We start from the raw sequence: 26,814 nt of genomic DNA, 5'->3' as shown, positions 1-26,814 counted from the left end.
CCAGGAGGCCCGGAGAATCGGTTCCCCTACCTTCGCCACGTGCGGGTGCAGCCCCGGAACCCATCCGGCCCCCCGTACCGGCACCTCTGGAGGTAGACCGTGAGCCTTGCTCGCGTGATCGGTTCCCTGGCCCTCGCCGCCCTGCTGGCGTTCTGGCCCGTGCACGCCGCCCGGGCCGACGGACCGCCCGACCCCCGCTCGGTACCGGCGCAGCACGGCAAGGCCCATGCGCAGCACGCACTGACCGAGTTCCCCAGCCGGCGGCCGGTGGCGGTACCCGTGGCCGTGCACGTACCCGTGCCGGCTGCCGATGCCTGCGACGTGTCGAGCGGCTGACCCGCGGGAGCTGACCTGCTCGAACTGACCCACGGGAGCTGGCCGGGAAAAGGGGACGACCCGGTCGGCGGCTCCCCCTCAAGAGCCGTCGGCCGGGTCGGGCTGGTGCGGGGCCCTCAGGCCCCGGGGTGCAGCCAGCAGGCGACCGTGCGTTCGCCGCCGGTGCGGTCCTCCTCGGTCCGGTCCGCCGGAGCGGCGAGCAGCGGCAGATCGGTGCGGCACGGGTCGAAGGCCTTGGGGCAGCGCGGGTGGAAGGCGCAGCCGGTGGGCATCGAGCGCAGGTCCGGCGGGGAGCCGGGGATGCCGCTGAGCTCGCGCCGCTCCCCGCGCAGCGGCGGGAAGGCGTTGAGCAGGCCGTGGCTGTAGGGGTGCAGCGGGTCCTTGTAGAGCTTGGCCGCCGGGGCCTCCTCCACGATCCGGCCGCCGTACATGATGGCGATCCGGTCCGAGAACTCGACCAGCAGCGACAGGTCGTGGGTGATGAACAGCACCGAGAAGCCCAGCCGCTCGCGCAGGTCGACCAGCTGGCGCAGGATCTGACGCTGCATCACCACGTCGAGCGCGGTGGTCGGTTCGTCCATGATGACGACCTGCGGCTCCAGTGCCAGGGCCATGCCGATCATCACCCGCTGGCGCATGCCGCCGGAGAGCTGGTGCGGGTAGCTGCCGAGCCGGTCGGGGGAGATGCCCACCAGCTTCAGCAGTTCCTTGGCCCGGGCCAGCCGTGCCGACTTGCTCATCTTCGGCTCGTGCGCCGCGATGACGTCCATCAGCTGCGAGGCCACGGTGTGCACCGGGTTGAGCGAGTTCATCGCGCCCTGGAAGACGATCGAGGTCTCGGCCCAGCGGAACTGCCGCAGGCCGGCGTCGCTCAGCCGCAGCACGTCCACCGGGTCGCCGCCGGGCTGGTGGTAGATCACCTTGCCGCCGGTGATCACCCCGGGCGGGGGCAGCAGCCGGGTCAGGCCGTAGGCGAGGGTGGACTTGCCGCTGCCGCTCTCACCGGCCAGGCCGAGCACCTCGCCGCGGTGCAGCGTCAGGCTGACGTCGCGGACCGCCTGGACCGACTCCTTGCCGAGGCCGTAGTCGACGCACAGGTTCTGGATCTCCAGGACCGGCTCCTTGCCGGACACCTTGCTGCTCACTGGGCGACATCCTCACTCGTGCTGGTGGATCCGATCACGCCGGTGCCGGCTTCGGGCTCGTCCGGGATCGGGATGACGACCGGCGTGAAGCCGACCCGCATCCGCACCGGGCGGCCGTCGGCGCCCTTGGCCCCGCGCTCGCCGTTGTTCCGCAGCCGCGGGTTGACGAACTCGTCGATGCCGAAGTTCACCAGCGACAGCGAGGTACCCAGGATCGCGATGGCGAGCCCGGCCGGGACGAACCACCACCAGGCGCCCTGGGCCAGCGCCTGCTGGCTCTGCGCCCAGTAGAGGACGGTGCCCCAGTTCCAGTCGGCCAGGCCGGGGACGCCGATGAAGGCCAGGATGATCTCGCTCATCACCGCGTAGATCATGGTGCCGATGAAACCGGAGATGATCACCGCGCTGAGGTTGGGCAGCAGTTCGAAGGCGATGATGCGCCAGGTCGACTCGCCGGTGGCGCGGGCCGCCTCGATGAAGTCGCGCCGCCGCAGCGACAGCGTCTGCGCCCGCAGCACCCGGGCGCCCCAGGCCCACGAGGTGAAGCCGATGACCAGGCCGACCACGGTCTCGCCGCCGGTGGGCAGGCTGGAGGTGATGATGATGATCAGCAGCAGCGCCGGGATCACCAGGAACACGTTGGTCAGCGCGGACAGCAGGTCCGAGGCGAAGCCGCCCAGGTAGCCGGAGGTCACCCCGATCAGCACCGCCAGCGCGCTGGCGACCAGGCCGGCCAGGAAGCCGACGTACATCACGCTGCGGGTGCCGTCGACGACCTGGCTGAAGATGTCCTGGCCGAGGTGGGTGGTGCCGAACCAGTGGTGCCAGGACGGCGCCTGCAGCAGGTCGTTGCTGCGCGCGCTGGGGTCGTAGGGGGTGATGTAGGGGCCGACGATCGCCAGGATCGTGAAGAACAGCAGCAGTCCGGCGCCGACGGCGGCCTTGGGGCTGGACAGGAAGCGCAGATGGCGGCGCCTGGACCGGGTGGAGTCCGGCGCGGTCGCCTCCGGATCGTGCGGGGTTACCGAACCACCCGAGGTCAGGGCGGTGTTGGACGCGGCGGTGGCCATCGCTCAGCCCTCCTTGCGGGTGCGCGGGTCGAGGATCAGGTAGGCGATGTCCGCCAGCAGGTTGGCCACCAGGACGGCCAGCGTGATGCACAGGAACACGCCCTGCATCAGCGGGTAGTCGGTGGAGCCGACGGCCTGGAGCATCTCGTAGCCGATGCCCGGGTAGTTGAAGACGATCTCCACCAGCACGGTGGAGCCCAGGATCTGACCGATCGCCAGCGAGAACCCGGAGACGTTGGGGAGCAGCGCGTTGCGGGCCGCGTAGCTGAACATCACCCGGCGGTCGGACAGGCCCTTAGCCTGGGCGACGGTGATGTAGTCCTCGGAGCCCACGGTGACCATCATGTTGCGCATGCTGAGGATCCAGCCGCTCATGGTGGTGATCACCAGCATCCCCAGCGGCAGCCAGCTGTGCTCGATGGCGCTGCCGATGAAGGTGGTGTCGGCGTGCGGGATCAGCCCGGGGTCGTATCCGCCGGAGACCGGGAAGGTGCTGCCCACCGCGATGACGGTGGCCACCGTCAGCAGACCCAGCCAGAACGCCGGGATCGAGGAGATGAAGGTGGTGACCGGCAGCACGAAGTCCAGCCGGGAGCCGCGCAGCCAGCCGGACAGCACGCCCAGGAAGGTGCCGAGCGCGAAGCTGATGATGGTCGCCGCGCCGGCCAGGCAGATGGTCCACGGCAGCGCGTTGGCCAGGATGGTGGAGACCGGGGTGGGGAAGTTGGAGAAGGAGATGCCCAGGTCGCCGTGGGCCAGCTTGGCCAGGTAGGCGGTGTACTGGTCCCACAGGCTCTGGTGCTTGTTCAGCCCGAACAGGATGTAGAGCGAGGCGATCGCGTGCGAGTCGATCTGGCCCCGGTTCTTGTTGATCAGGGCCATCACCGGGTCGCCGGGTATCAGCCGGGGGATGAAGAAGTTGATGGTGATCGCGGCCCAGGCGGTGAAGAGGTAGAACGCCAGCCGCTGCAGGAAGTACTTCATCGGGCGCCGCCCTCAGCTGATCCCTGGTCGGACTCCGACCCCGAGCGGGTTTCGTGGGGGTCCGGGGGGTCGCTCCCCGGGAAGTTGGAGTACTCGGACACCTCCGAGGGGGTTTCCGCAGGGGTTTCCGCCTTCGCCGCGGACTCCGCCTTGGCGGGGCCGTGCTCGGCGTCGAAGAGCCAGCAGGAGGCCCAGTGGTCCGGGTTGCCGTCCACCGGCAGCCGCGGCGGCAGCTCGGTGCGGCAGATGTCCATGGCGTGCGGGCAGCGCGGGTTGAAGCGGCAGCCGGCCGGCGGGTCGATCAGGCTGGGCGGCTCGCCGCCCGACGCGTCCACGGTGTCGTCCGGGGTGCCCTCGCCGACGATGCGGTCCGGGTCGGGCGCCGAGCTGATCAGCAGCTGGGTGTAGGGGTGCGCCGGGTTCTGGGTGACGGTCTCGCTGTCGCCGCCCTCCACCATCCGCCCCGCGTACATCACCAGGGTGTCGTCCGCGAAGTAGCGGGCCGAGGCGATGTCGTGGGTGATGTAGAGGATGGCCAGGTGCAGCCGCTCCTTGAGGTCCCGGAGCAGGTTGAGCACGCCGAGCCGGATGGAGACGTCCAGCATGGACACCGGCTCGTCGGCGAGCAGCGCTTCGGGATCGGCCGCGAGGGCTCGGGCGATCGCGACGCGCTGGCGCTGGCCGCCGGACAGCTCGTGCGGGAACTTGTCCAGGTAGCGGGTGGCCGGGGTGAGCTGGACCCGCTCCAGCAGCTCCTCCAGCGCCTGCTGCAGCTCCGCCGCTCCGTTGCCGCCGTGGCCGTGGATCCGCAGCGCCCGGCTGAGGTGGTAGCGGATGGTGTGGACCGGGTTGAGCGAGGCGAACGGGTCCTGGAAGATCATCTGGACCTTGCGGTTGTACGCCCGGAAGCGCCTGCCCCCGCGTACCGTCACCGACGTGCCGTGCAGCCGGATGTCGCCGCCGGTGCGCGGGTAGAGCTGCGCGAGCAGCCGCGCCACGGTGGACTTACCGGATCCGGACTCGCCGACCAGGGCGGTGACCCGTCCCCGGCGGAGCGTCAGGGTGACGTCGTCGACGGCGTGGACCACCCGTGGAGCGCGGGTCATGGCCTGGCGTCCCACTCTGCGCACCGCGAAGTGCTTGGTGAGCCCGTCGGCCTCGAGGACGGTGTCGTTGTCCGGCGGCGCCGGTGGCTGATCTGACGTGTGAGTCAGCGTCATCCCGGTATCCATTCGTGGGTCGGTGCCCCCGGTCCCGCCCCGTGGGGAGACGGGGCGGGACCGGAGCGCGGGAGGGCGATCTGTGCGGTGGTGCGGGTGTTGCCGTGGGGCGTGCTACTTGGCCGGGGTCAGCGAGAGGACGACCTGCAGCGCGTTGGGGATGGTCGGCTGCCCGCCCGCGTACTCGTTGGAGTCGTCCGGCCAGCCGCTCCAGTTCTTGGTGGAGTACTCGGCTCCCACGTTGCCGGCCGAGGTCGGGATCATCGGGGTCTGCTGCACCATGATGTCCTCGATGGTGCTGAGAGCCTTGGCGCGGGAGGCGTCGTCGGAGGCGTTGGCGTAGTCCTTCAGCGCCTGGGTGGCCTGCGGGCTGTTGAAGCGGCCGTAGTTGCCGTTGGGGCTGTCGGTGCCGATCGGCTTGAGGTTGGCGCCGTCCATGATGTTCTCGTAGAAGTCGTACGGCGTGGAGCCACCGTTCGTCCAGTGCATCGCGGCCTGGAAGTTGCCGGCGCCGATCGCCTTGGTCCAGGCGTTCTCGTCGGCCTTGTCGATGGTGGTCTTGATGCCGATCTTGGAGAAGTTGTCGGCGATGATGCTGAGGTCGGTCTGGTAGTCGGACCAGCCGGCCGGGTCGGTCAGGGTGATCGAGACCGGCTTGCCGCTCGGGTCGACCAGGTTGCTGCCGTTGTACTTGAAGCCGGCGGCGGTGAGCTTGGCCTTGGCGCCGGCCACGTCCACGGTGGCGGTCTTGCCCTGGTACTGCGGGGCGATGAAGGAGTTGCCGGCCGGGGTGGGCAGCCCGGTGACGCTGTTCACCAGCGGCTTGAAGTAGCCCGACTCGCCCTGGTTGAAGATGTCCTCGCGGTTGATGACCATGGCCATCGCACCGCGCAGCGCCGGGTTGTCGAACGGCTTGACGGTGGTGTTGATCCACAGGCCGTCCGCGCTCAGGTTCGGCGGGAAGTACAGGTGGTTGTGGGCCGGGTCCTTGGCCGCGTAGATGGTCTTGGCGTTGGGGATGAAGACGTAGGACCACTCGGCCGCACCGCTGGTGAGCGCGGTGGTCATGGTGTCGTTGCCGGAGTACGAGGTGTACTGCAGCTCCTTGACCTTCGGCGCGGTCTGCCAGTAGCCGCTGGCCCGGGCGTCCAGGATGGCGTTCTGGGTGTTGATCGACTTCAGCGTGTAGGGGCCGGTGCCGATCGGGTTGGATACCACGTCCGTGGTCGGGTCCGACATCGCGGACCACTGCTTCTTCTGGATGACGAAGGTCTTCAGCACCTTGGCCTGGGTGACGAACTGGGAGGTGTTGAAGTTGACGGTGACCGTGCTGCCGCTGGCACTGGTGCTGGCGATGTCGAGCGCGTTGAAGTTCAGCGCCGGCTTGTCCTTCAGGATCTGGAAGGAGTAGGCCACGTCGTCGGCGGTCATCGGGGAGCCGTCGGAGAACGTCACACCGCTACGCAGCGTGAAGGTGACGGTCTTGTAGTTGTTGGTCCAGTCCCACTTGGTGGCGAGCCACGGCTTGGCCGCGGCGGCGGGGTTGGCGTCGTTGGGCATCGCCATGGGCTCGTAGATCATGAAGCGGTAGCCGAGGGCCGCTGCCGCGGAGGAGTTGAGGTAGGGGTTGTTGTTGGCGGTCAGCGTCGCATCGGGCATGCCGATCTTCAGGACGGTGGCGCCGCTGGAGGAGCCGTTGTTGCTCTTGGTCCCCGGGTTGCTGCTGCTGCACGCGGCGAGGCAGGTTATCGCCAGGCCGCCGGCGAAGAGTGCGGTGGCGGTGCGGTTGACGCGCATTGATCCCCACTTCGGAAGGTGTCGGATTGAGGGTGTGGCTCACTGCGGCAGGGCACCGTGGGCGGTCCTGCCTGTTCAAGGGGGTGGTGCGACTGCGTTACTGCGGTGTCGGTACTGCGGTTCGGTTCTCGGGTGGTGCGGCTCGTGGTGCAGCGGCCGACAGGCGCTGCGATCAGGTCCGGGACCGGGTGGAGTCGCGGACGACCAGGTGGGTGGGGAGGACCTCCGCGGCGGTCGGCAGCGGGGTGCCCTTGAAGTGCGCGAGCAGCATCCGGGCGGCGGCGTCGCCCATCTCGCGCAGCGGTTGGTGCACGGTGGTCAGCGCCGGCTCGCTGTAGGCGGCCAGCGGCACGTCGTCGAAGCCGACGACGGCCACGTCCTCCGGGATCCGCAGCCCGGCCTCGCGCAGGGCCAGCAGCGCGCCGGAGGCGGAGAGGTCGTTCTGGGCGAACACCGCGTCGAAGGAGGCGCCCGAGGCGAGCAGCCGGCCCACCGCGCTGCGGCCCTGCTCGAAGGTGAAGTCGCCGAGCAGCACGTGCTCCGGTGGCAGGGGGTGGCCCGCCTCCGCGTACTCGTCGGCGAATCCGGCCAGCCGGTCCTGGACGCACCCGAAGCTCTCGGGTCCGGTGACCACGACCGGGCGCCGCCTGCCGAGTTCCAGCAGGTGACGGGCGGCCGAGGCGCCCCCGGAGCGGTCGGTGGTGGCGACCGAGGGGAAGATCGGCTGGTGGCCGCGGTCGTCGATCAGGACGACCGGGAGGCCTGCTTGGTGGAGTTCGGTGATGTAGTCGAGGGTGCCCTCGGGTTCTATCACCAGGAGTCCGTCGAAGGATTTCGCCGAGACCTGCTGGGCGAAGCGGCGCAGCGACTCCTCACCGCGGTTGCAGGTGAACAGCAGCAGTCCGAAGCCCTCCGCCTCGACGACGTCGACCACGCCCTGGAGCACCTGGCCGATCCACGGCCAGGTCAGCGAGGGGACCAGCATGCCGACGATCTGGGTCCGGCCACGGGCCAGACCGACCGCGCCGGCGCTGGGGACGTAGCCGAGCTCGGCGATCACCTGGCGCACCCGGGCGGCTGTGGCCGCGTTGAGCTCACCCTTGCCGTTGAGGACCCGCGAGACCGTGGTCTTGCTGACCCCGGCGTGCTTGGCCACGTCGGCGATGGTGATCGGCACGTCCGCCTCCGTTCGTCATTGATCGGTGGGGAACCGGTTCCGTAACCGGTTTCGTCGGGGAGTCAAGCAGGGTAATCTGCGTCACGTCAATCACGTTCCGGCAACAAAGAGTTAACTCGCCGACCGAGCAGAGAGAGCGCTCTCCGCTTGCCCGGAGCTTGCCCCCGGGCGTGGTTGCTGTCAAGACTCGAAGTCAACGGTGTTGCACGGATGTGACCTGGCTTCACCTCTCGGAGACAAGTCGCGGACAAGCAGGTCTTCCAGCAGGGCTCTTGACGGTCACGGAGGCTGGGCGCAACACTCCCCATATGCGAGAGAGCGCTCTCCCGCAGTGTCCTGCCGCAGTACGCCATCCCGGCCCGAACTGGAGAACCATGACGACCAGCCTCGACCGCTCGTCCGCGTCCGCGCCCGAGCCGCGCTCCGACGCGGGCTCCCGCTTCCCCGTGGACTTCCTGTGGGGCGTCGCCACCTCCGCCTACCAGATCGAGGGCGCCGCCTTCGAGGACGGCAGGACCGCCTCCATCTGGGACACCTTCAGCCGGGTGCCCGGAGCCGTGCACGCCGGCGACAACGGTGACGTGGCCTGCGACCACTACCACCGGATGCCCGAGGACGTGGACCTGATCGCCGGCCTCGGCGTGGACTCGTACCGCTTCTCGCTGTCCTGGCCGCGGATCCAGCCGGGCGGCCGGGGCGCCGTCAACCAGCGCGGCATCGCCTTCTACGACCGCCTGGTCGACCGGCTGCTGGAGCGCGGGGTGCTGCCCTGGGTCACGCTCTACCACTGGGACCTGCCGCAGGAGCTGGAGGACGCCGGCGGCTGGCCGGCCCGGGACACCGCCTACCGCTTCGCCGACTTCGCCGAGATCGCGATGAACCGGCTGGGCGACCGGGTGCGCTGGTGGACCACGCTCAACGAGCCCTGGTGCTCCGCCGTCCTGGGCTACGACACCGGTCGGCACGCCCCCGGCCGGCAGGACTTCGGCGACTCCATGGCCGCCGTGCACCACCTGCTGCTCGGCCACGGACTGGCCACCCAGCGGCTGCGGGAGGCCGCGCCGGAGCCGATCCAGGTCGGCATCACGCTGAACACCACCCACGCCCTGCCGGCCACCGACAGCGACGCCGACCGCGCCGCGGCGCGCCGCGCCGACGGCTTCGGCACCCGGATCTACACCGACCCGCTGGTGCTCGGCAGTTACCCGACCGACGTGGTCGACGAGCTGTCGGCGCGCGGAGTGCACCTGCCGGTGCAGCACGGCGACCTCTCGGTGATCGCCCAGCCGCTGGACTTCCTCGGCGTCAACTACTACACCAGCCACTACTTCTCGGGCACCGCCGAGGACGACTCGGGCGTCGAGGCCACGGCCGACGGGGTGGCGCTGACCCGGCTGGTGCCGCAGGGCTACCCGGTCACCGCCATGGACTGGGAGATCACCCCGTTCGGCCTGACCGGCATGCTGACCAGGCTCGGCGCCGACTACCCCGGCATCCCGCTCTACGTCACCGAGAACGGCGCCGCCTTCGACGACGCGCCGGACCAGGACGGCGAGGTCGAGGACGCCGACCGCACCGCGTACTTCGCCGAGCACATCGAGGCGGTGGCCGCGGCCCGCGACGCCGGCACCGACGTCCGCGGCTACTTCGCCTGGTCGCTGCTGGACAACTTCGAGTGGAGCTACGGCTACGACAAGCGCTTCGGCATCGTCCACGTGGACTACGAGACGCAGAAGCGCACCGTCAAGCAGAGCGGCCGCTGGTTCCGCGACAACATCCGCCGCAGCCGCCAGGGCTGACGGCCCATCAGCAGTCCAGCAGAACGACCGACCACGACTTCCCGCCCCGAGAGGACCCCCTGTGCGCATCGAGCTCCGAGACGGCGTGCTCCACACCGACGGCGCCCCCGGCCTGCTCGCCACTGCCGACTATCCGTACTACCGGGACAACCCGTCGGTGTGGCGGGATCGGCTGCGAACCCTTCGTGACGAGACCGGGATCCGGATCGTCACCAGCTACATCCCCTGGCGGCACCACCAGCCCGAACCCGATGTGCTGCCGGACTTCAACGGCTCCACCCGCCCGGACCGGGACGTGCTGGGCTACCTGCGGATCTGCGCGGAGCTGGGCCTGAGCGTGATCGTCAAGCCCGGCCCGTTCATCCACGCCGAGACCAACTACGGCGGGCTGCCGGACTGGATCTGCCCGGCGCACAACCCCGAGGTCGAGCCGATCCTGGACGCCGAGGGCAACCCCGGCCTGTGGCCCGGGTCCCGGCTCGGCGCCGACGGCAAGGTCGAGCGCTGGCCGCTGCCCGCCCCGCTCGGCGCGCACTTCACCGCCCGGGTGGGCGACTGGATGCGGGCCGTGGGCAAGGAGGTGCTGCAGACCACGACCACCCCCGAGGGTCCGGTCGTGCTGGTGCAGATAGCCAACGAGGGCCTGTTCACGGACGGTTCGCTGCCGCTGTGGGCCTACGACTACAGCGCCTCGGGACTGGCCTTCTTCCGCACCGGGCTGAGCGAGCACTACGGCAGCCTGGACGCCTACAACCAGGCGCACGGCACCGGCCTGACCGACTGGGGCCAGGTCGAGCCGCCGCGCGAGCGGCGCACCGCCTCGTCGGTGCAGGAGCAGCTGGCCCGGGCCGACTGGGGCCGCTACCACGCCGAGCTGCTGGCCGCGGCCTACCACGGCTGGACCGAGGCGCTGGGCCCGGACGTGCCGGTGCTGGTCAACGTCAACCCGCCGGCCGAGCACGTGTACTCCTTCGACAGCTGGCTGTCCCGGGTCCGTCCGGAGCGCTGGAACGGCATCAACTACGGCTTCACCAACTGGATGGGCGTGGTCTCCACCGACCACGACTCGCACGCCCGCTACGTGCTGGCGGCCAAGCGCGCCCCGGGCCCCAACATGGAGGAGAACTGGGGCTTCTCGGAACTCTACGACCGTGCGTACGCGGCCGGGGCCACCAGCTTCCACCAGAGCGTGCTGGCGCTGGCGGCCGGTGCCACCGGCATCAACGTGTACACCGGGGTGGCCACTTCGGGCTGGGGCGAGGACATGGACATCATGCACGCCCCGCCCTACCCGGACTGCCCGCCGATCGACGCCGAGGGCCGTCCCACCGACAAGGCCGGCACGGTCCGGATGCTGGCGGACTTCTTCGACGCGCACGGCGCCGAGTTCCTGTCGGCGGGTCAGGTGACCGGCCCCAGCTGGGCGCTGTACGCGCCGTACGCCGCGGTGGCCGCCTGGACGCCCGAGGAGCAGCCGTCCGAGGCGCTGGGCGGCGCCGCCTGCGGACGCCCGCTGCGGGCCTTCCACGAGCGGATGCGCACCGAGGGCCGGGACTACCGGATCGTCGACCTGGAGTCGGCCGACCCGGACTCGCTGGCCGCCCATCCGCACCTGGTGCTGCACGGCGGCGCGTTCATGCACCGCCGGGTGCAGGAGTTGCTGGCCGGGCACCTGGCGGCCGGCCACCGGGTCGACCTGCTGGGCGGCGAGGTGCCGCAGCTGGACGAGCTGCTGCGGCCGTGCACGGTGCTGGCGCAGGCGCTGGCCGCCCCGGGCCGCGCCGCGGCCGCGGCTGCGGCCGGGAGCGAGCTGTTCGACGGCCCGCAGGTGGTGACCGGCAGCGCCGACGCCTACTGGCGCACCGTGGCCGGGGCCGCCGACACCGGCTACCTCACCGTCCTCATCCAGAGCGACAACGAGGGCCCGGTCACGGTCTCGCTGCCGCTGGGCGGGGGCCGGACCGCGGAGGTGACCGTCCAGGGCGCCAAGGGCGGGGCGGCGGTGCTGCGGATCGTCTCGGGGGGGCTGGGCGACTTCCTGCTCACCGGGCTGAACTCGTTCCTGTCCTCGGCGGTCGTCCCGATGGTCGCGGTGGACGGGGAGAAGGTGGTCGGGCAGGTTCCGGCCGATCTCGCCCGGGTGGGCGGGAGGCTGCGGGTGCTGACCCACTAGGCATCTGCGGCCTGTGCCGGGCTGGGCGCGCAGTTCCTCGCGCCCCTAGGTAGGTGCAACTTCCCGCCGTGGGCAAGTTGCACTATCCAGGGGCGCGGGGAACTGCGCGCCCAGCCATTTACGGTCCGCACCGAGCCCCCGAGGGGACTACCAGCCCGCCCCCGGCAGGAGCTCGCGGACCGCGGGCAGCGCGGCGTCCAGGACTGTGCCGAACCACACCGAGAAGGGCTTCTCCGCCCGCAGCGCGGCCAGCTCGGCCGGGGTCACCAGGCGCACGTCCGCGACCTCGTCCGGGTCGGGGTGCTGCTCGGCCGCGGAGATCCCGACGAACAGGTGGTTGTACTCCTTCTCGACCAGGCCGGTGGTCCGGTCCGGGTGGTCGTAGCTCACCGTCCCCGCCTGCTGCAGCCGCACCGGCGCGGCGCCGAGCTCCTCGGCCGTGCGCCGGGCCGCGGCCGCGAACGGGGTCTCGCCGGGGTAGGGGTGCCCGCAGCAGGTGTTCGACCAGACACCGGGGGAGTGGTACTTCGCCAGGGCCCGCTGCTGCAGCAGCATCCGGCCCTCGGCGTCGAACAGGAATACGGAGAAGGCCCGGTGCAGCTGTCCGGGAGCCTGGTGGGCGGCGTGCTTCTCCGCTGTGCCGATGGTCCGCCCCTGCTCGTCGACCAGTTCCAGCAGGATCTCGGTCGCGGTCAGGGTGGTCGGTTCAGTGGTCGACAATGCAGGACCTTTCGGCGTGGGTCGAGCGGCAGGCGTGGCGGGCGTGCCCCTTGCTGCGGAACAGTCTGCCGTACCGGGCAACCGAGGTCGGCGACATACCGCAGGTTGGACGGGCGGGGTCGGCCCGACCGGGGGCCGAGCTTGTCGGCCGGTGCCGCCGTCCGCGATGATGATCGACACCGCCGTTTTCGGCCGGACGTCCGGGAGCGCCTACGATCGCAACGGAACGCCCGCCCCCAGGCGAGCCACCGTACGCCCCCTAGGACCGGAGAAACCCATGATCGGCCTCGTTCTGGCCGCCGGCGCCGGACGCCGTCTGCGCCCCTACACCGACACCCTGCCCAAGGCCCTGGTGCCGGTGGACGGCGAGCGGACCATCCTCGACCTCACCCTGGGCAACTTCGCCGAGGTCGGGATGAAGGACGTCGCGATCGTGGTCGGGTACCAGGCCGGGGCCGTGTACGAGCGCAAGGCCGGGCTGGAGCGGAAGTACGGTCTGAACCTCACCCTGGTCGACAACGACAAGGCCGAGGAGTGGAACAACGCCTACTCGCTGTGGTGCGCCCGGGAGCTGTTCCGCGAGGGCCTGCTGCTGGCCAACGGCGACACCGTGCACCCCGCCTCGGTGCAGCGCACCATGCTGGACGCCAACGAGCGGCTCACCGCGGCCGGCGCCGCCCCGGGCATCCTGCTGGCGCTGGACACCGTGAAGAAGCTCGCCGACGAGGAGATGAAGGTCGTCGTCGACCCGGCCACGGGGGTGCGCCGGATCACCAAGCTGATGGACCCGGCCGAGGCCACCGGCGAGTACATCGGTCTCACCGTGATCAACCCGCACGCCGCCGACGACCTGGCGTCCGCGCTGCAGGCCACCTTCGAGCGCGACCCGCAGCTGTACTACGAGGACGGCTACCAGGAGATGGTGAACCGGGGGCAGCGCGTCGACGTGCAGCCCATCGGCGAGGTGTCCTGGGTCGAGATCGACAACCACGAGGACCTGGCCAAGGGGCGGGAGATCGCGTGCCGGTACTGACCCGACTCGTCCCCTCCCCGCTGGTCGTCGACATCAGGGCGGGGGCCCTGGACGACCTCGGCACGATCCTGGCCGACCAGCGCATCTCGGCCTCGGGCCGGCTGGCGGTCACCGTCAGCGGCGGCTCCGGCGCGGCGCTGCGCGAGCGGCTGGCACCGCAGCTGCCCGGCGCCGACTGGTTCCCGGTGGCCGGCGGCACCCTGGACTCGGCCGTGCTGCTGGCCGACCAGATGCGCTCGGGCCACTACGACGCGGTGGTGGGCCTGGGCGGCGGCAAGATCATCGACGCGGCCAAGTACGCCGCGGCCCGGGTCGGCCTGCCGATGGTCGCGGTGGCCACCAACCTGGCCCACGACGGCCTCTGCTCGCCGGTGTCCACCCTGGACAACGACGCGGGCCGGGGCTCCTACGGGGTGCCCAGCCCGATCGGCATCATCGTCGACCTGGACGTCATCCGGCAGGCCCCGCCGCGCTTCGTCGCCGCCGGGATCGGCGAGGCGGTCTCCAACATCTCCTGCATCGCCGACTGGGAGCTGTCCTACCGGGAGACCGGCGAGGCCGTCGACGGCCTGGCCGCCGCCATGTCCCGCACCTCGGGCAACATGATGCTGCGCCACCCGGGCAGCCTGGCCGACGACGACTTCCTCGGCGCCCTCGCCGAGGCGCTGGTGCTCACCGGCATCTCCATGAACGTGGCCGGCAGCAGCCGTCCCGCCAGCGGCGGCTGCCACGAGATCAGCCACGCGCTGGACCTGCTCTACCCGACCCGCTCCGCCCAGCACGGCGAACAGGTCGGACTCGGCGGCGCCTTCGCCACCTTCCTGCGCGGGGATCTGGACCTCTGCGCGCAGATGGCGACGGTGCTGTCCCGGCACGACCTGCCGGTGACGGCCGACCAGATCGGCTTCACCGACGAGGAGTTCATCGCCGCGGTGCACTACGCTCCGCAGACACGCCCAGGACGCTTCACCATCCTGGAGCACCTCGACCTCGACCCCACTGCCATCCGGGACGCGTACACCGACTATGTCAAACACGTCAGCACCTCCGCGTAACCACGGCGAGCACGGCGACCGCGACGGCAAGGGCGCCAAGGGCGGCAAGCCGACCCTGGCGGAGTTCCGCGCCGTGGCGCATCCCGAGGGGATGCTCCAGCGCCGCTCCGACGAGCACTGGGCCGGGCGCCTCTACATGCGCAAGATCTCGTCCCGGATCACCCGGCACCTGATCGACGCGCCGGTCAGCCCCAACCAGCTGACCTGGCTGATGATGCTCACCGGCATCATCGGCGGCGCCGCGCTGCTGGTCCCGGGCCTGACCGGGGCGGTGCTCGCCGCGCTGCTGATCCAGGCCTACCTCTGCCTGGACTGCGTCGACGGCGAGCTGGCCCGCTGGCGCAAGCAGACCTCGACCACCGGGGTCTACCTGGACCGGGTCGGCCACTACATGTCCGAGGCCGCGCTGCTCACCGGCGCCGGACTGCGGGCCGCCGACCTGTTCAAGCACGTCGGCGCCGTCAACTGGATGTGGGCCTTCCTCGGCACGCTGGCCGCGCTCGGGGCGATCATGATCAAGGCCGAGACGGACCTGGTCGACGTCGCCCGGATCCGCCGCGGGCTGACCGCGGTCAAGGACTCCGCCTCGGTCCCGCGCGTCTCCGGTGTCGCCACGGCCCGGAAGCTGGCCGCCGGGCTGAAGTTCCACCGGCTGATCGGCGGGGTCGAGGCGTCGCTGGTGCTCCTGGCAGCCGGGATCGCCGACTTCGCGCACGGAGACCTGTTCTTCACCAGGCTCGCGGTCGCGATCCTGGCCGGGATCGCGATGCTCCAGACCGTACTGCACTTGGTTAGCATTGTGCTGTCAAGCAGGCTCAAGTGAGCGCGCGGGCCCGGGCGGGCGCCCCGGCTCAGGCGAGCGCCCCGGCGGAGATGGGCGCGCCGCTGCGGCTGGGGGCGGTCATCCTCACCCAGGGCACCCGCCCGGTGGAGCTCAAGGCGCTGCTGGACTCCGTCGCCGCCCAGCGCGGCCCCGCCGTGCAGAGCGTGGTGGTCGCCAACGGCGTCCCGCTGGCGGACCTGCCCGAACTGCCGGAGGGCGTCCGGGGCGTGGAGACCGCGGAGAACCTCGGCATCCCCGGCGGGCGCAACGTCGGGATCGAGGCATTCGGCAGCAACGGCTCCGACGTCGACGTGGTGCTCTTCCTGGACGACGACGGGCTGCTGCCGCAGGACGACGACGCCGAGCGGATCCGCGCCGCCTTCACCGCCGAGCCGCGGCTGGGCATCGTCAGCTTCCGCATCGCCGACCCGGAGAGCGGCGAGACCCAGCGCCGGCACGTGCCCCGGCTGCGCGCCGCCGACCCGATGCACTCCTCCAAGGTCACCACCTTCCTGGGCGGCGCCAGCGCCGTCCGCAGCGACGTCTTCGCGACCTCCGGCCAGCTCCCCGGCGAGTTCTTCTACGGCCACGAGGAGACCGACCTGGCCTGGCGCGCCCTGGACGCGGGCTGGGACATCGAGTACCGGGCCGACATCCTGCTGCACCATCCGAAGACCCCGCCGAGCAGGCACGCCGTCTACAACCACAACATCGCCCGGAACCGGGTCTGGCTGGCCCGGCGCAACCTGCCCGCGCTGCTGGTACCGGTGTACACCGGGGTCTGGCTGCTGCTCACCCTGGCCCGGCGCCCCTCCGGGCCCGCGCTCAGGGCCTGGTTCTCCGGCTTCACCGAGGGCTGGCGCACCCCCTGCGGCCCGCGCCGGCCGATCCGCTGGCGCACGGTCTGGCGGATGACCAGGCTGGGGCGCCCGCCGGTGGTCTGACGGTAGGTGAACCTGAGGTGTCCACTACTGCGCCATTCGGTGTTCGTTGCTGCGTCCGTGCTGCTGAGCCTCCGACTGCATGAGAACGTCTGAGGGTGACTGAGTACCACGGCAGCGCGGACACCGCCCTGAGCAGCGCGGCACTGGCGGAGCGCTACGGACTGGCCGTCAGCGGGCGGCGGCCCCCGCTGCTGGAGTACACCCGGAGACTCTGGGGCCGGCGCCATTTCATCGTGGCCTTCGCCACCGCCCGGCTGACCGCGACCTACACGGCGGCCCGGCTGGGACAGGTCTGGCAGGTGATGACTCCGCTGCTCAACGCGGCTGTCTACTACCTGATCTTCGGTCTGCTGCTGGGCACCAACCGGGGAATCCCGAACTTCATCGCGTATCTGTGCACTGGTGTGTTCGTGTTCCAGTTCACCCAGTCGGCAGTGCTTTCGGGCACCCGTTCGATCGCCGACAATCTGGGTCTGATCCGGGCGCTGCACTTCCCCCGGGCCTGCCTGCCGATCGCCTTCACCGTGATCCAGCTGCAGGAACTGCTGTTCTCGATGGGCGTGCTCGGCGTGATCATCCTGGTCACCGGGGAGCCGCTGACGCTGCGCTGGCTGCTGATCCTGCCGATCCTGTTCCTGCAATCGGTGTTCAACGCCGGACTGGCGATGTTCATGGCCCGGATCGGGGCCAAGACCACCGACATGGCCCAGCTGATGCCCTTTCTGATGCGTACCTGGATGTACACCTCGGGTGTCTTCTGGAGCGTCACCACCTTCACCGCCCACGCCCCCAAGTGGGTGGCCGACGTGCTGAACGCCAATCCCGCGCTGATCTTCAACAACCTGATGCGCTACGCGCTGATGGACTCGGTGTCCTCGACCAGCCTGCCGCGCCACGTCTGGCTGTCCAGCCTGGCCTGGTCCCTGGTGGTGGGCCTGGGCGGCTACTTCTTCTTCTGGAAGGCGGAGGAGGAGTACGGCCGTGGCTGACGGCGGGGGCGAGCGGATCCCGACCGTCATCGCGGACCAGGTCCACATCGTCTACAAGATCTACGGTGCCGGTGCCGGTCGTGGTTCGGCGACCTCGGCGCTGTCGCGGATGGTGCGGCGGAAGGCGTCGCCGGCCATTTCCGAGGTGCACGCGGTCCGCGGCATCAGCTTCATCGCCTACAAGGGCGAGGCGGTCGGTCTGATCGGTTCCAACGGGTCAGGGAAGTCGACCACGCTGGCGGCGGTGGCCGGACTGCTGCCGACCGCCTCGGGGTCGATCTACACCGACGGGCAGCCCTCGCTGCTGGGCGTGAATGCGGCGATGATGAACGACCTGACCGGCGAGCGGAACGTGGTGCTGGGCTGCCTGGCGATGGGCATGTCCTACGCCGAGGTGCGGGAGAAGTACCAGGGCATCGTGGACTTCTCCGGGATCAACGAGCGCGGGGACTTCGTCTCGCTGCCGATGCGGACCTACTCGTCGGGTATGGCGGCGCGGCTGCGGTTCTCCATCGCCGCGGCCAAGACCCATGACGTGCTGCTGATCGACGAGGCGCTGTCCACTGGCGACACGGCCTTCCAGCGGCGCAGCGAGCAGCGGATCAAGGAGCTGCGGGAGTCGGCGGGCACGGTGTTCCTGGTGTCGCACAACAACAACTCGATCCGGGACACCTGCGAGCGCACCATCTGGCTGGAGGCCGGGGTGATCCGCGCGGACGGTCCCACCGAGGAGATCCTCGCCGAGTACGAGAAGTACATGAAGGACCGCCGCTGAGCGGTTCGGATCGCGGAGGCTCAGTTGCAGCACCCCAGGGGCGCGGGGAACTGCGCGACAAGCCCGCTACGGTCCGCAGCCGAAAGCGCTACCCCCGCTGTTCCTGCTGACCGTAGCGGTGCGCGAGGTTGGGGTCGTCCAGCCACCAGGGCCGCATCATGTCCTCGGGTTCGGCGAGCACGCCCTCGGTGCGCTGGCGTTCGTGCCTGGCCTCGGCCTCCTGGTCCAGTTGGGCGTCCACCTCTGCGGTGCGGACCCGCTCCTCCCTGATCACCCGGATGATCAGGGCGATCAGGAAGGGCACCCCGGCGATGTCGCCGAGCCCCCACAGCACCGCCCCGCCCCAGGACTGGTCGGTGCGCGCCGACATGCCCCAGGGCCGGTCCAGGGTCTGCCAGTAGTGCGGCAGCAGCAGATGCGAGCCGAACACCAGGATGAAGCCCAGCGCGGCGTCGAAGATCACCTCGGCCACCGTGATGGTGATCCCGAGCAGCGGGTGGTAGTGCCGGGCCACCGGGTCGATCTGCAGCCGCGGCCAGAAGTAGGCGAGGCCGAACAGCACGAAGCCGACGTGGAAGAGGATGTTGAAACCGGTGCTGGTCAGGGACAGCCGGTACCAGGGGCTGAAGTACAGCAGCCACGGCGGCACGATCAGCAGCACCGTCGACACCAGCGGGAACATCAGCACCTGCGCGGCCCTGCCGCGCAGCGCGGCCCGCAGCCGCTCCCGCATCCGCTCGGGCGCCGCCTCGACCAGTACGGTCACCGGCGCGCCCATGGCCAGCAGCAGCGGCACCACCATCAGCAGCACCACGGCCTGCACCGCGCGGTCGGTGAACAGCACCTTCTCGTAGACGCCGAGTCCGGAGCAGGTGGTGAACACCCACAGCGCCATGCCCAGCAGGTAGGCGAAGCCGCGGCCGAAGGACCAGGTACCGCCGCCGCGCCGGATCCGGGCGACACCGACCAGGTAGCCGACGGTCCCGAGCACCGCCAGGGCCAGCACCACCGGCTCGACCTGCCAGTCGCTGAACACCCGGCCCAGCGTCCAGGCCGGCGGCCCGGAGTAGCCGACTCCCGCCAGTACCGCCATCGCCGTCGCCCTCCTCAGTGCTGCCGTCCGCCGTCGGGCGGCCGTCCACCATCATGACCGACGGCCTCCGGGGCGCCCGCACCGACCCGGTGCTGTCACCCGTGGGAGTTCTTGTGGGATCGCTGTGGACTGTGACGCAATGGTCTGTACACCGTCATCAGGCTCCGCTCCCACCCTCACCGGAGGTACGCATGAGTTCAGCGTTACGCCTGGCCTCACCCCTGCTCGTCGCCGTCGCCCTGGTCGCGACGGCGGGCACGGTCCCGTCCACCGCCGCCGCGCCGTCAGCCGCCGCCCCTTCCGCTGCTCCGGCGGCCAAGCAGCCGGAGGCGGCCGGGTACGGCGGCGCGGTCTCCAGCGTCTCGGCGGAGGCGACCGACATCGGGATCGCGGTGCTCCGCAAGGGCGGCAACGCCGTGGACGCGGCCGTCGCGGCCGCCGCCGCACTGGGCGTCACCGAGCCCTACTCCTCCGGGATCGGCGGCGGCGGGTACTTCGTCTACTACGACGCCCGCACCCACAAGGTCAGCACCCTGGACGGCCGGGAGACCGCACCCCGGACCGCCGACCAGAACCTCTTCATCGGCTCCGACGGCAAACCGCTGGCCTTCGCCGACGCCGTCAGCAGCGGGCTGTCCGTCGGTACCCCCGGGACGGCGCAGACCTGGGCCCGGGCGCTGCAGCTGTGGGGCACCCGCTCCTTCGCCGACTCGCTGAAGCCGGCCGAGAAGCTCGCCGACAAGGGGTTCGTCGTCGACGCCACCTTCGCCCAGCAGACCGCCGCCAACGCCACCCGCTTCGCCGCCTTCCCGGCCACCCGCGCCCTGTTCCTGCCCGGCGGCAAGCCCCCGGCGGTGGGCAGCGTGTTCCGCAACCCGGACCTGGCCGCCACCTACCGCGAGCTGGAGGCCAAGGGCACCGCCGCGCTCTACCAGGGCGACATCGGCCGGGACATCACCTCGCTGGTGCAGAAGCCGCAGGTGGACCCGGCCTCGGGCTGGAACGCCCGGCCGGGGCAGCTGTCCGCCGCCGACCTGGCGGCCTACCGGGTCAAGCAGCAGGCGCCGACCGAGGTCGGCTACCGGGGCCTGGACGTCTACTCCATCGCCCCCTCCTCCAGCGGCGGGACCACCGTCGGCGAGGCGCTGAACATCCTGGAGAACTTCGACCTCAAGGACGCCTCGTCCGCCCAGTACCTGCACGACTACCTGGAGGCCTCCCGGATCGCCTTCGCGGACCGCAACCGCTGGGTGGGCGACCCCAGCCAGGTCGACGTACCGACCCGGGCCCTGCTCTCGCAGCGGTTCGCGGACTCCCGCGCCTGCCTGATCAAGCCGGACTCCAGCCTCACCAGCCCGCTGGCCCCGGCCGACCCCCGGCACCCGTCGAGCGGCTGCTCCACCGCCGGCACCCCGGCGCCGACCACCTACGAGGGCACCAACACCACCCATCTGACGGTCGCCGACCGCTGGGGCAACGTGGTCTCGTACACCCTGACGATCGAGCAGACCGGCGGCAGCGCCATGACCGTCCCGGGTCGCGGCTTCCTGCTCAACAACGAGCTCACCGACTTCGACTTCACCGCCCCGGTCGCCGGGGTGCCCGACCCCAACCTGCCGGCGGCGGGCAAGCGGCCGCGCTCGTCCATGTCGCCGACCATCGTCCTGAAGAACGGGCGCTTCGACTTCGCGCTGGGTTCGCCGGGCGGCTCCACCATCATCACCACCGTGCTGCAGACCCTGCTCGGCCACGTCGACCGCGGCCTGACCCTGGAGCAGGCCATCGCCGCGCCCCGGGTCAGCCAGCGCAACGCGGCCGTCTCGGACGTGGAGCCGGCCTTCCTGGCCACGCCGGACGCGGCGGCACTGACCGCGCTCGGTGAGGCGTTCTCGTCCAGCCCGGCCGAGATCGGCGCGGCGACCGGCATCCAGGCGCTCCCGGACGGACGGCTCCAGGCCGCGGCCGAACCGGTGCGCCGGGGCGGTGGCGCGGCCGCGGTGGTGTGGCCGGTCGGAGCGCAGTAGCGGGCCGCTGTCAGTGGCGGGCGGTAGGTTGATAGCGGCCCACCGCCCGCCGTTCCACCGCCCACTGCCCGCCGTTCCAACGCAAGGAAGCAGAGCTACCACCGATGACCGTCCGCGTCGCCACCTGGAACATCAACTCGGTCAACGCCCGGCTGCCCAAGCTGCTCGAATGGCTGGGCTCGGCCGCGCCCGACGTGCTCTGCCTGCAGGAGCTGAAGTGCGCCACCGACGCCTTCCCCTACGAGGCGGTGCGCGAGCTCGGCTACGAGGCCGCCGCGCACGGCACCGGCCGCTGGAACGGCGTGGCGATCCTCTCCAAGCTGGGCATCGAGGACGTGGTGCGCGGCCTGCCCGACCAGCCCGGCTACCTGGCCGATCCCGCCCCCGACGCCGAGCCCTCGCTGCTGGAGCCCGAGCCCGAGCAGGAGCCCCGGGCCATCGCCGCGACCTGCGGCCCGGTCCGGGTCTGGTCGGTGTACGTGCCCAACGGCCGCGAGGTGGGCCACGCCCACTACGCCTACAAGCTGGAGTGGCTGGCCGCGCTGCGCGACGCGGTGCGTGACGACACCGCCGGCCCCCGCCCGTTCGCCGTCCTCGGCGACTTCAACGTGGCGCCCACCGACCAGGACGTCTGGGACGTCTCCAAGTTCGAGGGCCAGACCCATGTCACCGCCCCGGAGCGGCAGGCCCTGGCCGACCTCCGCGACGTCGGCCTCGCGGACGTCTTCCCGCGCGCCCTCAAGTACGACCACCCCTACACCTTCTGGGACTACCGGGGGCTGGCCTTCCCCAAGAACTACGGCATGCGGATCGACTTCACCTACGCCAACAAGCCCTTCGTGGAGGCGGTCACCGACTCCTACGTGGACCGCGAGGCCCGCAAGGGCAAGGGCACCTCCGACCACGCCCCGGTCGTCGTCGACCTGGCGCTGTAGCGCCCGGACCGGCCGGCGATGCCGGTCGCGAGCAGGTACTGGCCCGTCAGATAGGTCAGCATCACCCAGAAGTCCGCGGCCGGCGGCTGCGGCCAGTGGGCCAGGCCGCTCGCGATCAGGGAGTCGGAGAGCAGGAACAGCCCGCCGCCGAGGCCGGTGCGCGGACCGGCGCAGGCGGAGGTCACGGCGGTGCCGGTGAGCAGCAGGCTGTAGCAGGCCAGCGGGATGCGCAGCCCCGCGTCCAGGTCCGGCCACAGCAGCGTGATCAGCACGGCCCAGGCCACCGCGTAGGGCGCCGCGGTGCGCAGCAGCCGGCGGCGGTCGCGCAGCGCGCCGGTGCGGACGAAGTGGGTGACGTAGCAGGCGTGGGCCACCGCGAAGCCGCCCATGCCGAGCAGGAACCAGTTGCCGCCGAAGATCAGGAAGGTGTCCCCGGCGCAGGACGCGACCAGCGCGCCGAGCAGCAACCGGGGCGCCGCGGTGACCACGGCGGCGGCCAGCACCGGCATCAGCAGCGGCTTGCTGATGTCCCGGGCCAGACCCCAGCCGAGCAGGACGAACACGAGGTGGGCGAGGGACAGCGCCGCGTACGCACGCAGCCTCACGCGGCGACCTTGGCTTCCTGCGCGGACGCCTGCCGCTCTGTCAGGTCGGCCGGCTGCCAGCCGGGGCCCCGGAACAGGTACCCGGCCCGCTCGCGCCAGTTGCGCGCGGCGGCCAGGTCGCGGCCGATCGCGGCGTACTCGTGGGTGGCCACCCGCAGCGGGTTGAAGGTGCTGATGTTCTTGGTCAGCCCGTACACGGGCCGGTCGCCCTCGGCGGTGAAGCTGCCGAACAGCCGGTCCCAGACGATCAGGATCCCGCCGAAGTTGCGGTCCAGGTAGCCGCCCTGCGAGGCATGGTGAACCCGGTGGTGCGAGGGGGTGTTCAACACGAACTCCACCGGGCGGGGCAGCTTGTCGATCCGCTCGGTGTGGATCCAGAACTGGTACACCAGATTGACGGAGGAACAGAACGCCACGGCGGCGGGGGAGACCCCGAGCACCACCAGCGGCAAGTAGAAGATCCCGAAGGTCAGGTCCGTCCACGGCTGCCGCAGCGCGGTGGACAGGTTGTAGTGCCTGCTGGAGTGGTGCACCACGTGCTGCGCCCAGAGCAGCCGCACCCGGTGCGTGCTCCGGTGCGACCAGTAGTAGCAGAGGTCCTGCCCGAGCAGCATCAACGGCACCGTGGTCCACCACAGCACCGGCACCCGCAGCGGCGTCAGCGCGTACACCAGGTTGTACAGCGCGAACGCCGGGATCTTCCACCCCAGATTGGTCACCAGACTCCCCAGCCCCATGGTCAGACTGGTGGCGGTGTCCTTCCCGGCGTACCCCTGCTCGTCCTCGTCCGGATGGACCAGGAACGACACCATCTCGACGATGGTCAACAGGACGAAGGCGGGCACGGACCAGAGCACGGCATCGGGCAGGTTCGGCATGAACGGGAGCGTAGAGCCGCAGAGAACCCCTGTACAGGGGTTGTTACCGACGCGTAGGCGCCGGACCGGGTCGGGCTCGGCGGTCAGCGGCCGTCCCCGCTCCCGGATGGGCTGGGGTGCCCGCTCGGTACTCGAACGGCCTTGCTAGGATCCCGCTGCCCTATGCGGCTCCTGTGGCTGTCACAGGAGCGGGGTGAGCGGTATCCAGGGGGAAGGCGCCATCATGCCACCGTCCACGACCCGCGGAGCCAGGCGCCTGCCCGGGCTCTGTGTCCTGCTGCTGTGCGTCCTCGCCGCACTCATCGGTCCGACCGGAGTCGCCTACGGGGCCGCGACCCAGCCCGCCGGGGGCACCAGCAGTACGGCTGCCGCTGCCGCACCGGCAGCCGCCGGCGGTAGTGCGACGGCGAAGACCACAGGTCAGGCCGGGCCCGCGAAGGCGGCCAAGGCGGCCAAGGCCACGGCGGCGGTCAAGCCGACGGCACCGGCCAAGGCACAGCTCCCGGCCCGGCCCGCGGACGAGCAGAAGCTCCGCGCGGCCGCGGTGCACAGCGCCCTCGCGCACACCGCCGCCGTCCCGGACACCTGCTCCGGCACCGTCGTGACGGACACCGTGTACCCCTGCACCTCGCCCGCGGCCGCAGGCACCGACAGCTACACGCTGACCCTCCCCTCGGCGACCGACCTGCTGCTGGTGCGCGCCGCAGGGACCGACGGCAACATGCTGCCGATCAGCGTCATCGGGCCCGACGGCAGCGCCGTCGGCTGCCGGCAGCCCAACTGGTTCCAGATCCCGCAGTGCCCGACCGCCCAGGCCGGCAGCTACACCGTGCAGGTCCAGAACCAGGGCGTCGCCTCCTACACGCTGGCGTTGACCGCGCTGCTCTCCGACACCACCTGCGCCGTCGCCGACCCCTCGTTCGCCGCTCCGGCACTGCACTCCCCGCTCGCCGCGGGGGCCACCGGCGCCTGCTACACGCTGGCCATGGCCAGCGGCAGTGTGCTGCACGCCGCCGTGGCGTCGGCGCAGTTCCTCCAGCCGATCGTGGCCGTCTTCGACGCCACCGGCGCCCAGGTCTGCATCGACGACCTGGGTGACTGCACCCTGACCGGCACGGCCCCCTACCGGGTGCTGGCCGGTGACACCTACGGCAACGCCGACACCCTCTCCCTGCAGCTCAACAGCGTCACCCAGCCGCAGGGCTGTCTGACGGTGGCTCAGCAGACCTACGGAACCGTGCCGGACACCACGTCCACGGTGCGCTGCAGCGCACTGCACGTCAGCACCGCGGGGCAGTACCAGATCCATGCGGTGACCCCGGACGACGCCGGCGTCGGCAGCACCCTCTACCTCCCCGGCGGCACACCGACCTGCAGCAACTCCGGCCCGTTCTGCCAACTCGCCGTCGGTGACTACAACCTCGTGGTGAGCGTGGACCCGGCCGTCACCGCGCACGTCGGCACGGTCTTCATCGCGGCGAACGAGAGTCGCGGCTGCACGACGACCGGTGACACCGACTTCGCGAGCGGTGCCGCCACGGGCGGCTTCCAGGGCGTCGGCGAGGAGGTCTGCCTGACCCTGCCGACGGCCTCCGGGCGGGCGGACTACATGTTCGACGAGCCCGCCGCCGACGGGAACACCGTGCCGACGCAGGTCGTCGACGCGACCGGTGTACCGCAGTGCCCGAACGCCGACTTCAGCTACGCGATCTGCACGTTGAGCGGTACCGCGCCGTTCCGGGCGGTCCTGTCGGCGCAGGCGTTCAACACCTCCTACCGGCTGCTGGTGCAGCGGACCGACTCCGCAGCCGGATGCGCGGTCTGGCCCCAGTCCGGCTACGGCGGCTCCTGGGGTGCCCAGGTCACGCTGACGGCCTCGAACAAGGTCGGATGCCTGAGCATCCCGGCGAACCAGCACTCCACCGGGGAGATGATCGACTACACCAACACCGCGAACCAGGTGAACGGGTCGATCAACGTCTACGACCCCACCGGCAAGCAGATCTGCTTCGGCAACAGCACAGGCATCTGCTCCTACACCCCGGGAGTCGCCTACACCGCGCTGGTGTCAACCGTCGGCAGCGGTGACACCTACCGGGTGGTGCGCCGCGACGTCTCGCAGACGGCCTCGTGCTCCGCGCCGGTCTCCACCACGGTCGGCGGACCGTCCACCGCGCATGTGCTGATTTCCGCCCTGGACACCGTCTGCGAGCGGGTCACCGCGGCGGCCGCCGACAAGCTCTGGATCGACGTGCGCGCCACTGCTCCGCACCCGGCTGGTGCGGTGCTGCAGGTCGCGGACGCCAAGGGCGCCATCGTCTGCCGCCAGTGGGGTGTCTCCTGCCAGGTCACCGGATCGACCTCGTACCAGGTCATCGTGACCGCCGAGAACTACTCGGGGATCGGGATCTCCGCCCATGTGGACACCTGGCGGGTGGGCACCGCGGCCGGATGGGCTCCGCAGTGCACCGCGCACCCGTTGTCCGTGAACGGCTTCGGCCCGCAGAGCGGCACCCTCACCGAGACCACGACCGCCTACTGCGCGGTGGTCCAGATGAAGCCCTCGCAGACGATCGGGGTGTACGGATCGGGCTCGGGCCTTCCGTGGGTGAGCGTTTCCGCCAGCGGTTCCTGGACCGACCCCATCGGGCTCTGCCACGGCGACAACGTGGGCAGCTTCAGTTACAGCTGCGGCACCCAGTCGACCGACCCGGCCGGGCAGGAGGTTCTGCTGGTCACTCCCTACACGTCAGCGACCCCGTTCTCCTACTACCTCCAGGGCGTCTGCCGGAGCGGCTGCACCCGTCCCCCGGCCGCGACGCTGAGCTCGGTCTCGCCGGCCGTCGGGCCGGCCGGGAGCGTCGACCAGGTGGTGCTGCACGGCACCGGTCTGAGCATGGGCACCGCGGTGTCACTCGCCACCGGCGGCATCAGCGCGGGCAACTACCGGCCGGTGTCCGTCAACTCGTCAGGTACCGCGCTGACCGGACAGCTGATCACCTACGGCGTCAGTCCGGGCAGCTATGACCTGGTGCTGGACGGCGCGAGCTACGTCCCGGGGACGCCGTCGCCGGGCTACCTGCCGGCGGCCTTCCGGGTCACGGCCGCACCGACCGTTCCGCCCGGCAGCCGGCTGGTTCCGGTTGGTCCTTCGCGGATCCTGGACACGCGGTCGGGTAGGGGTGCGTCGAAGGCGCGGGTTGTCGCGGGTGGGACGGTGCGGTTGCAGGTGGCGGGTG

The 26,814-nt window shown here is 71.0% G+C and carries 22 protein-coding genes; 12 read left to right on the top strand and 10 right to left on the bottom strand.

Features of this window, described 5'->3' with window-relative positions; genetic code table 11:
- Positions 1–99 precede the first annotated feature (99 nt).
- Entirely contained in the window at positions 100–336 is a 237-nt protein-coding gene (locus IF29_RS0131455; RefSeq protein WP_157624021.1) for a hypothetical protein, read from the top strand.
- Between the two features lie 116 nt (positions 337–452).
- Here the strand turns inward: IF29_RS0131455 and IF29_RS0131450 are convergent, their stop codons facing one another.
- The 6 genes from IF29_RS0131450 to IF29_RS0131425 form a co-directional block, all read right to left on the bottom strand.
- Entirely contained in the window at positions 453–1,481 is a 1,029-nt protein-coding gene (locus IF29_RS0131450) for an ABC transporter ATP-binding protein (RefSeq protein WP_232242683.1), read from the bottom strand.
- Positions 1,478–2,551, bottom strand: a complete 1,074-nt coding sequence (locus tag IF29_RS0131445) for an ABC transporter permease (RefSeq protein WP_030261952.1) — start codon at positions 2,549–2,551, stop codon at positions 1,478–1,480. Before IF29_RS0131445 ends, IF29_RS0131450 begins: the two co-directional genes overlap by 4 nt.
- Before the next feature lie 3 nt (positions 2,552–2,554).
- Positions 2,555–3,535: an ABC transporter permease gene (locus IF29_RS0131440; protein WP_030261949.1), complete on the bottom strand. Its 981-nt coding sequence runs from the start codon at positions 3,533–3,535 to the stop codon at positions 2,555–2,557.
- Positions 3,532–4,755 (bottom strand): ABC transporter ATP-binding protein, encoded by a 1,224-nt coding sequence (locus IF29_RS49100; protein WP_030261946.1) that lies wholly within the window; start codon positions 4,753–4,755, stop codon positions 3,532–3,534. The genes IF29_RS0131440 and IF29_RS49100 overlap by 4 nt, the downstream gene beginning before the upstream one ends.
- A 114-nt stretch (positions 4,756–4,869) precedes the next feature.
- Positions 4,870–6,552 (bottom strand): ABC transporter substrate-binding protein, encoded by a 1,683-nt coding sequence (locus IF29_RS0131430; RefSeq protein ID WP_030261944.1) that lies wholly within the window; start codon positions 6,550–6,552, stop codon positions 4,870–4,872.
- A gap of 172 nt (positions 6,553–6,724) precedes the next feature.
- Complete coding sequence (locus tag IF29_RS0131425) at positions 6,725–7,729, bottom strand: LacI family DNA-binding transcriptional regulator (RefSeq protein WP_030261941.1); 1,005 nt, start codon at positions 7,727–7,729, stop codon at positions 6,725–6,727.
- A 374-nt stretch (positions 7,730–8,103) separates the two neighbouring features.
- On the opposite strand from IF29_RS0131425, the gene IF29_RS0131420 reads away from it, so the two are divergent.
- Both IF29_RS0131420 and IF29_RS0131415 read left to right on the top strand, forming a co-directional pair.
- Positions 8,104–9,528 (top strand): GH1 family beta-glucosidase, encoded by a 1,425-nt coding sequence (locus IF29_RS0131420; protein WP_030261939.1) that lies wholly within the window; start codon positions 8,104–8,106, stop codon positions 9,526–9,528.
- 61 nt (positions 9,529–9,589) lie between these two features.
- The gene (locus IF29_RS0131415; RefSeq protein ID WP_030261936.1) at positions 9,590–11,701 is read left to right on the top strand and encodes a beta-galactosidase; all 2,112 of its coding nucleotides are present in this window, start codon (positions 9,590–9,592) and stop codon (positions 11,699–11,701) included.
- Positions 11,702–11,848: 147 nt separating this feature from the next.
- On the opposite strand, the gene idi is transcribed toward IF29_RS0131415, so the two are convergent.
- Positions 11,849–12,421 carry an isopentenyl-diphosphate Delta-isomerase gene (idi, locus tag IF29_RS0131410; RefSeq protein WP_030261933.1) on the bottom strand — a complete coding sequence of 191 codons (573 nt, stop codon included), beginning with the start codon at positions 12,419–12,421 and terminating at the stop codon, positions 11,849–11,851.
- 277 nt (positions 12,422–12,698) lie between these two features.
- On the opposite strand from idi, the gene IF29_RS0131405 reads away from it, so the two are divergent.
- The 6 genes from IF29_RS0131405 (at position 12,699) to IF29_RS0131380 (ending at position 18,040) form a co-directional block, all read left to right on the top strand.
- Complete coding sequence (locus IF29_RS0131405; RefSeq protein ID WP_030261931.1) at positions 12,699–13,454, top strand: phosphocholine cytidylyltransferase family protein; 756 nt, start codon at positions 12,699–12,701, stop codon at positions 13,452–13,454.
- A complete protein-coding gene (locus tag IF29_RS0131400) occupies positions 13,442–14,509 on the top strand; it encodes an iron-containing alcohol dehydrogenase family protein (protein WP_030261928.1) in 1,068 nt (355 codons plus the stop codon). The genes IF29_RS0131405 and IF29_RS0131400 overlap by 13 nt, the downstream gene beginning before the upstream one ends.
- A gap of 91 nt (positions 14,510–14,600) precedes the next feature.
- A complete protein-coding gene (locus IF29_RS0131395; RefSeq protein ID WP_030261925.1) occupies positions 14,601–15,332 on the top strand; it encodes a CDP-alcohol phosphatidyltransferase family protein in 732 nt (243 codons plus the stop codon).
- A gap of 50 nt (positions 15,333–15,382) precedes the next feature.
- On the top strand, positions 15,383–16,276 hold the full coding sequence (locus IF29_RS0131390) for a glycosyltransferase family 2 protein (protein WP_030261922.1): 894 nt from the start codon (positions 15,383–15,385) through the stop codon (positions 16,274–16,276).
- Between the two features lie 95 nt (positions 16,277–16,371).
- Positions 16,372–17,265 carry an ABC transporter permease gene (locus IF29_RS0131385; RefSeq protein WP_030261920.1) on the top strand — a complete coding sequence of 298 codons (894 nt, stop codon included), beginning with the start codon at positions 16,372–16,374 and terminating at the stop codon, positions 17,263–17,265.
- Complete coding sequence (locus tag IF29_RS0131380) at positions 17,258–18,040, top strand: ABC transporter ATP-binding protein (protein ID WP_030261919.1); 783 nt, start codon at positions 17,258–17,260, stop codon at positions 18,038–18,040. The genes IF29_RS0131385 and IF29_RS0131380 overlap by 8 nt, the downstream gene beginning before the upstream one ends.
- A gap of 88 nt (positions 18,041–18,128) precedes the next feature.
- On the opposite strand, the gene IF29_RS0131375 is transcribed toward IF29_RS0131380, so the two are convergent.
- Positions 18,129–19,133, bottom strand: a complete 1,005-nt coding sequence (locus IF29_RS0131375; RefSeq protein WP_030261917.1) for a cytochrome c oxidase assembly protein — start codon at positions 19,131–19,133, stop codon at positions 18,129–18,131.
- 191 nt (positions 19,134–19,324) lie between these two features.
- Here IF29_RS0131375 and ggt point away from each other — a divergent pair, with 191 nt between their 5' ends.
- Entirely contained in the window at positions 19,325–21,157 is a 1,833-nt protein-coding gene (gene ggt, locus IF29_RS0131370; protein WP_051726269.1) for a gamma-glutamyltransferase, read from the top strand.
- A gap of 104 nt (positions 21,158–21,261) precedes the next feature.
- Positions 21,262–22,092, top strand: coding sequence for an exodeoxyribonuclease III (locus tag IF29_RS0131365; protein ID WP_030261912.1), 831 nt, complete (start codon positions 21,262–21,264; stop codon positions 22,090–22,092).
- On the opposite strand, the gene IF29_RS42535 is transcribed toward IF29_RS0131365, so the two are convergent.
- Together IF29_RS42535 and IF29_RS0131355 are read right to left on the bottom strand one after the other, a co-directional pair.
- On the bottom strand, positions 22,017–22,697 hold the full coding sequence (locus tag IF29_RS42535; protein WP_037597299.1) for a lysoplasmalogenase: 681 nt from the start codon (positions 22,695–22,697) through the stop codon (positions 22,017–22,019). The genes IF29_RS0131365 and IF29_RS42535 overlap by 76 nt on opposite strands.
- Positions 22,694–23,575 carry a sterol desaturase family protein gene (locus IF29_RS0131355; RefSeq protein ID WP_030261909.1) on the bottom strand — a complete coding sequence of 294 codons (882 nt, stop codon included), beginning with the start codon at positions 23,573–23,575 and terminating at the stop codon, positions 22,694–22,696. Before IF29_RS0131355 ends, IF29_RS42535 begins: the two co-directional genes overlap by 4 nt.
- A gap of 223 nt (positions 23,576–23,798) precedes the next feature.
- On the opposite strand from IF29_RS0131355, the gene IF29_RS0131350 reads away from it, so the two are divergent.
- A partial coding sequence (locus tag IF29_RS0131350) for a hypothetical protein (protein WP_030261906.1) occupies positions 23,799–26,814 on the top strand: 3,016 nt, incomplete at its 3' end.

The sequence above is a fragment of the Streptacidiphilus jeojiense genome (assembly GCF_000719095.1).
Lineage (GTDB): Bacteria > Actinomycetota > Actinomycetes > Streptomycetales > Streptomycetaceae > Streptacidiphilus > Streptacidiphilus jeojiensis.
This window is presented reverse-complemented; position numbering and strand designations above follow the sequence as displayed.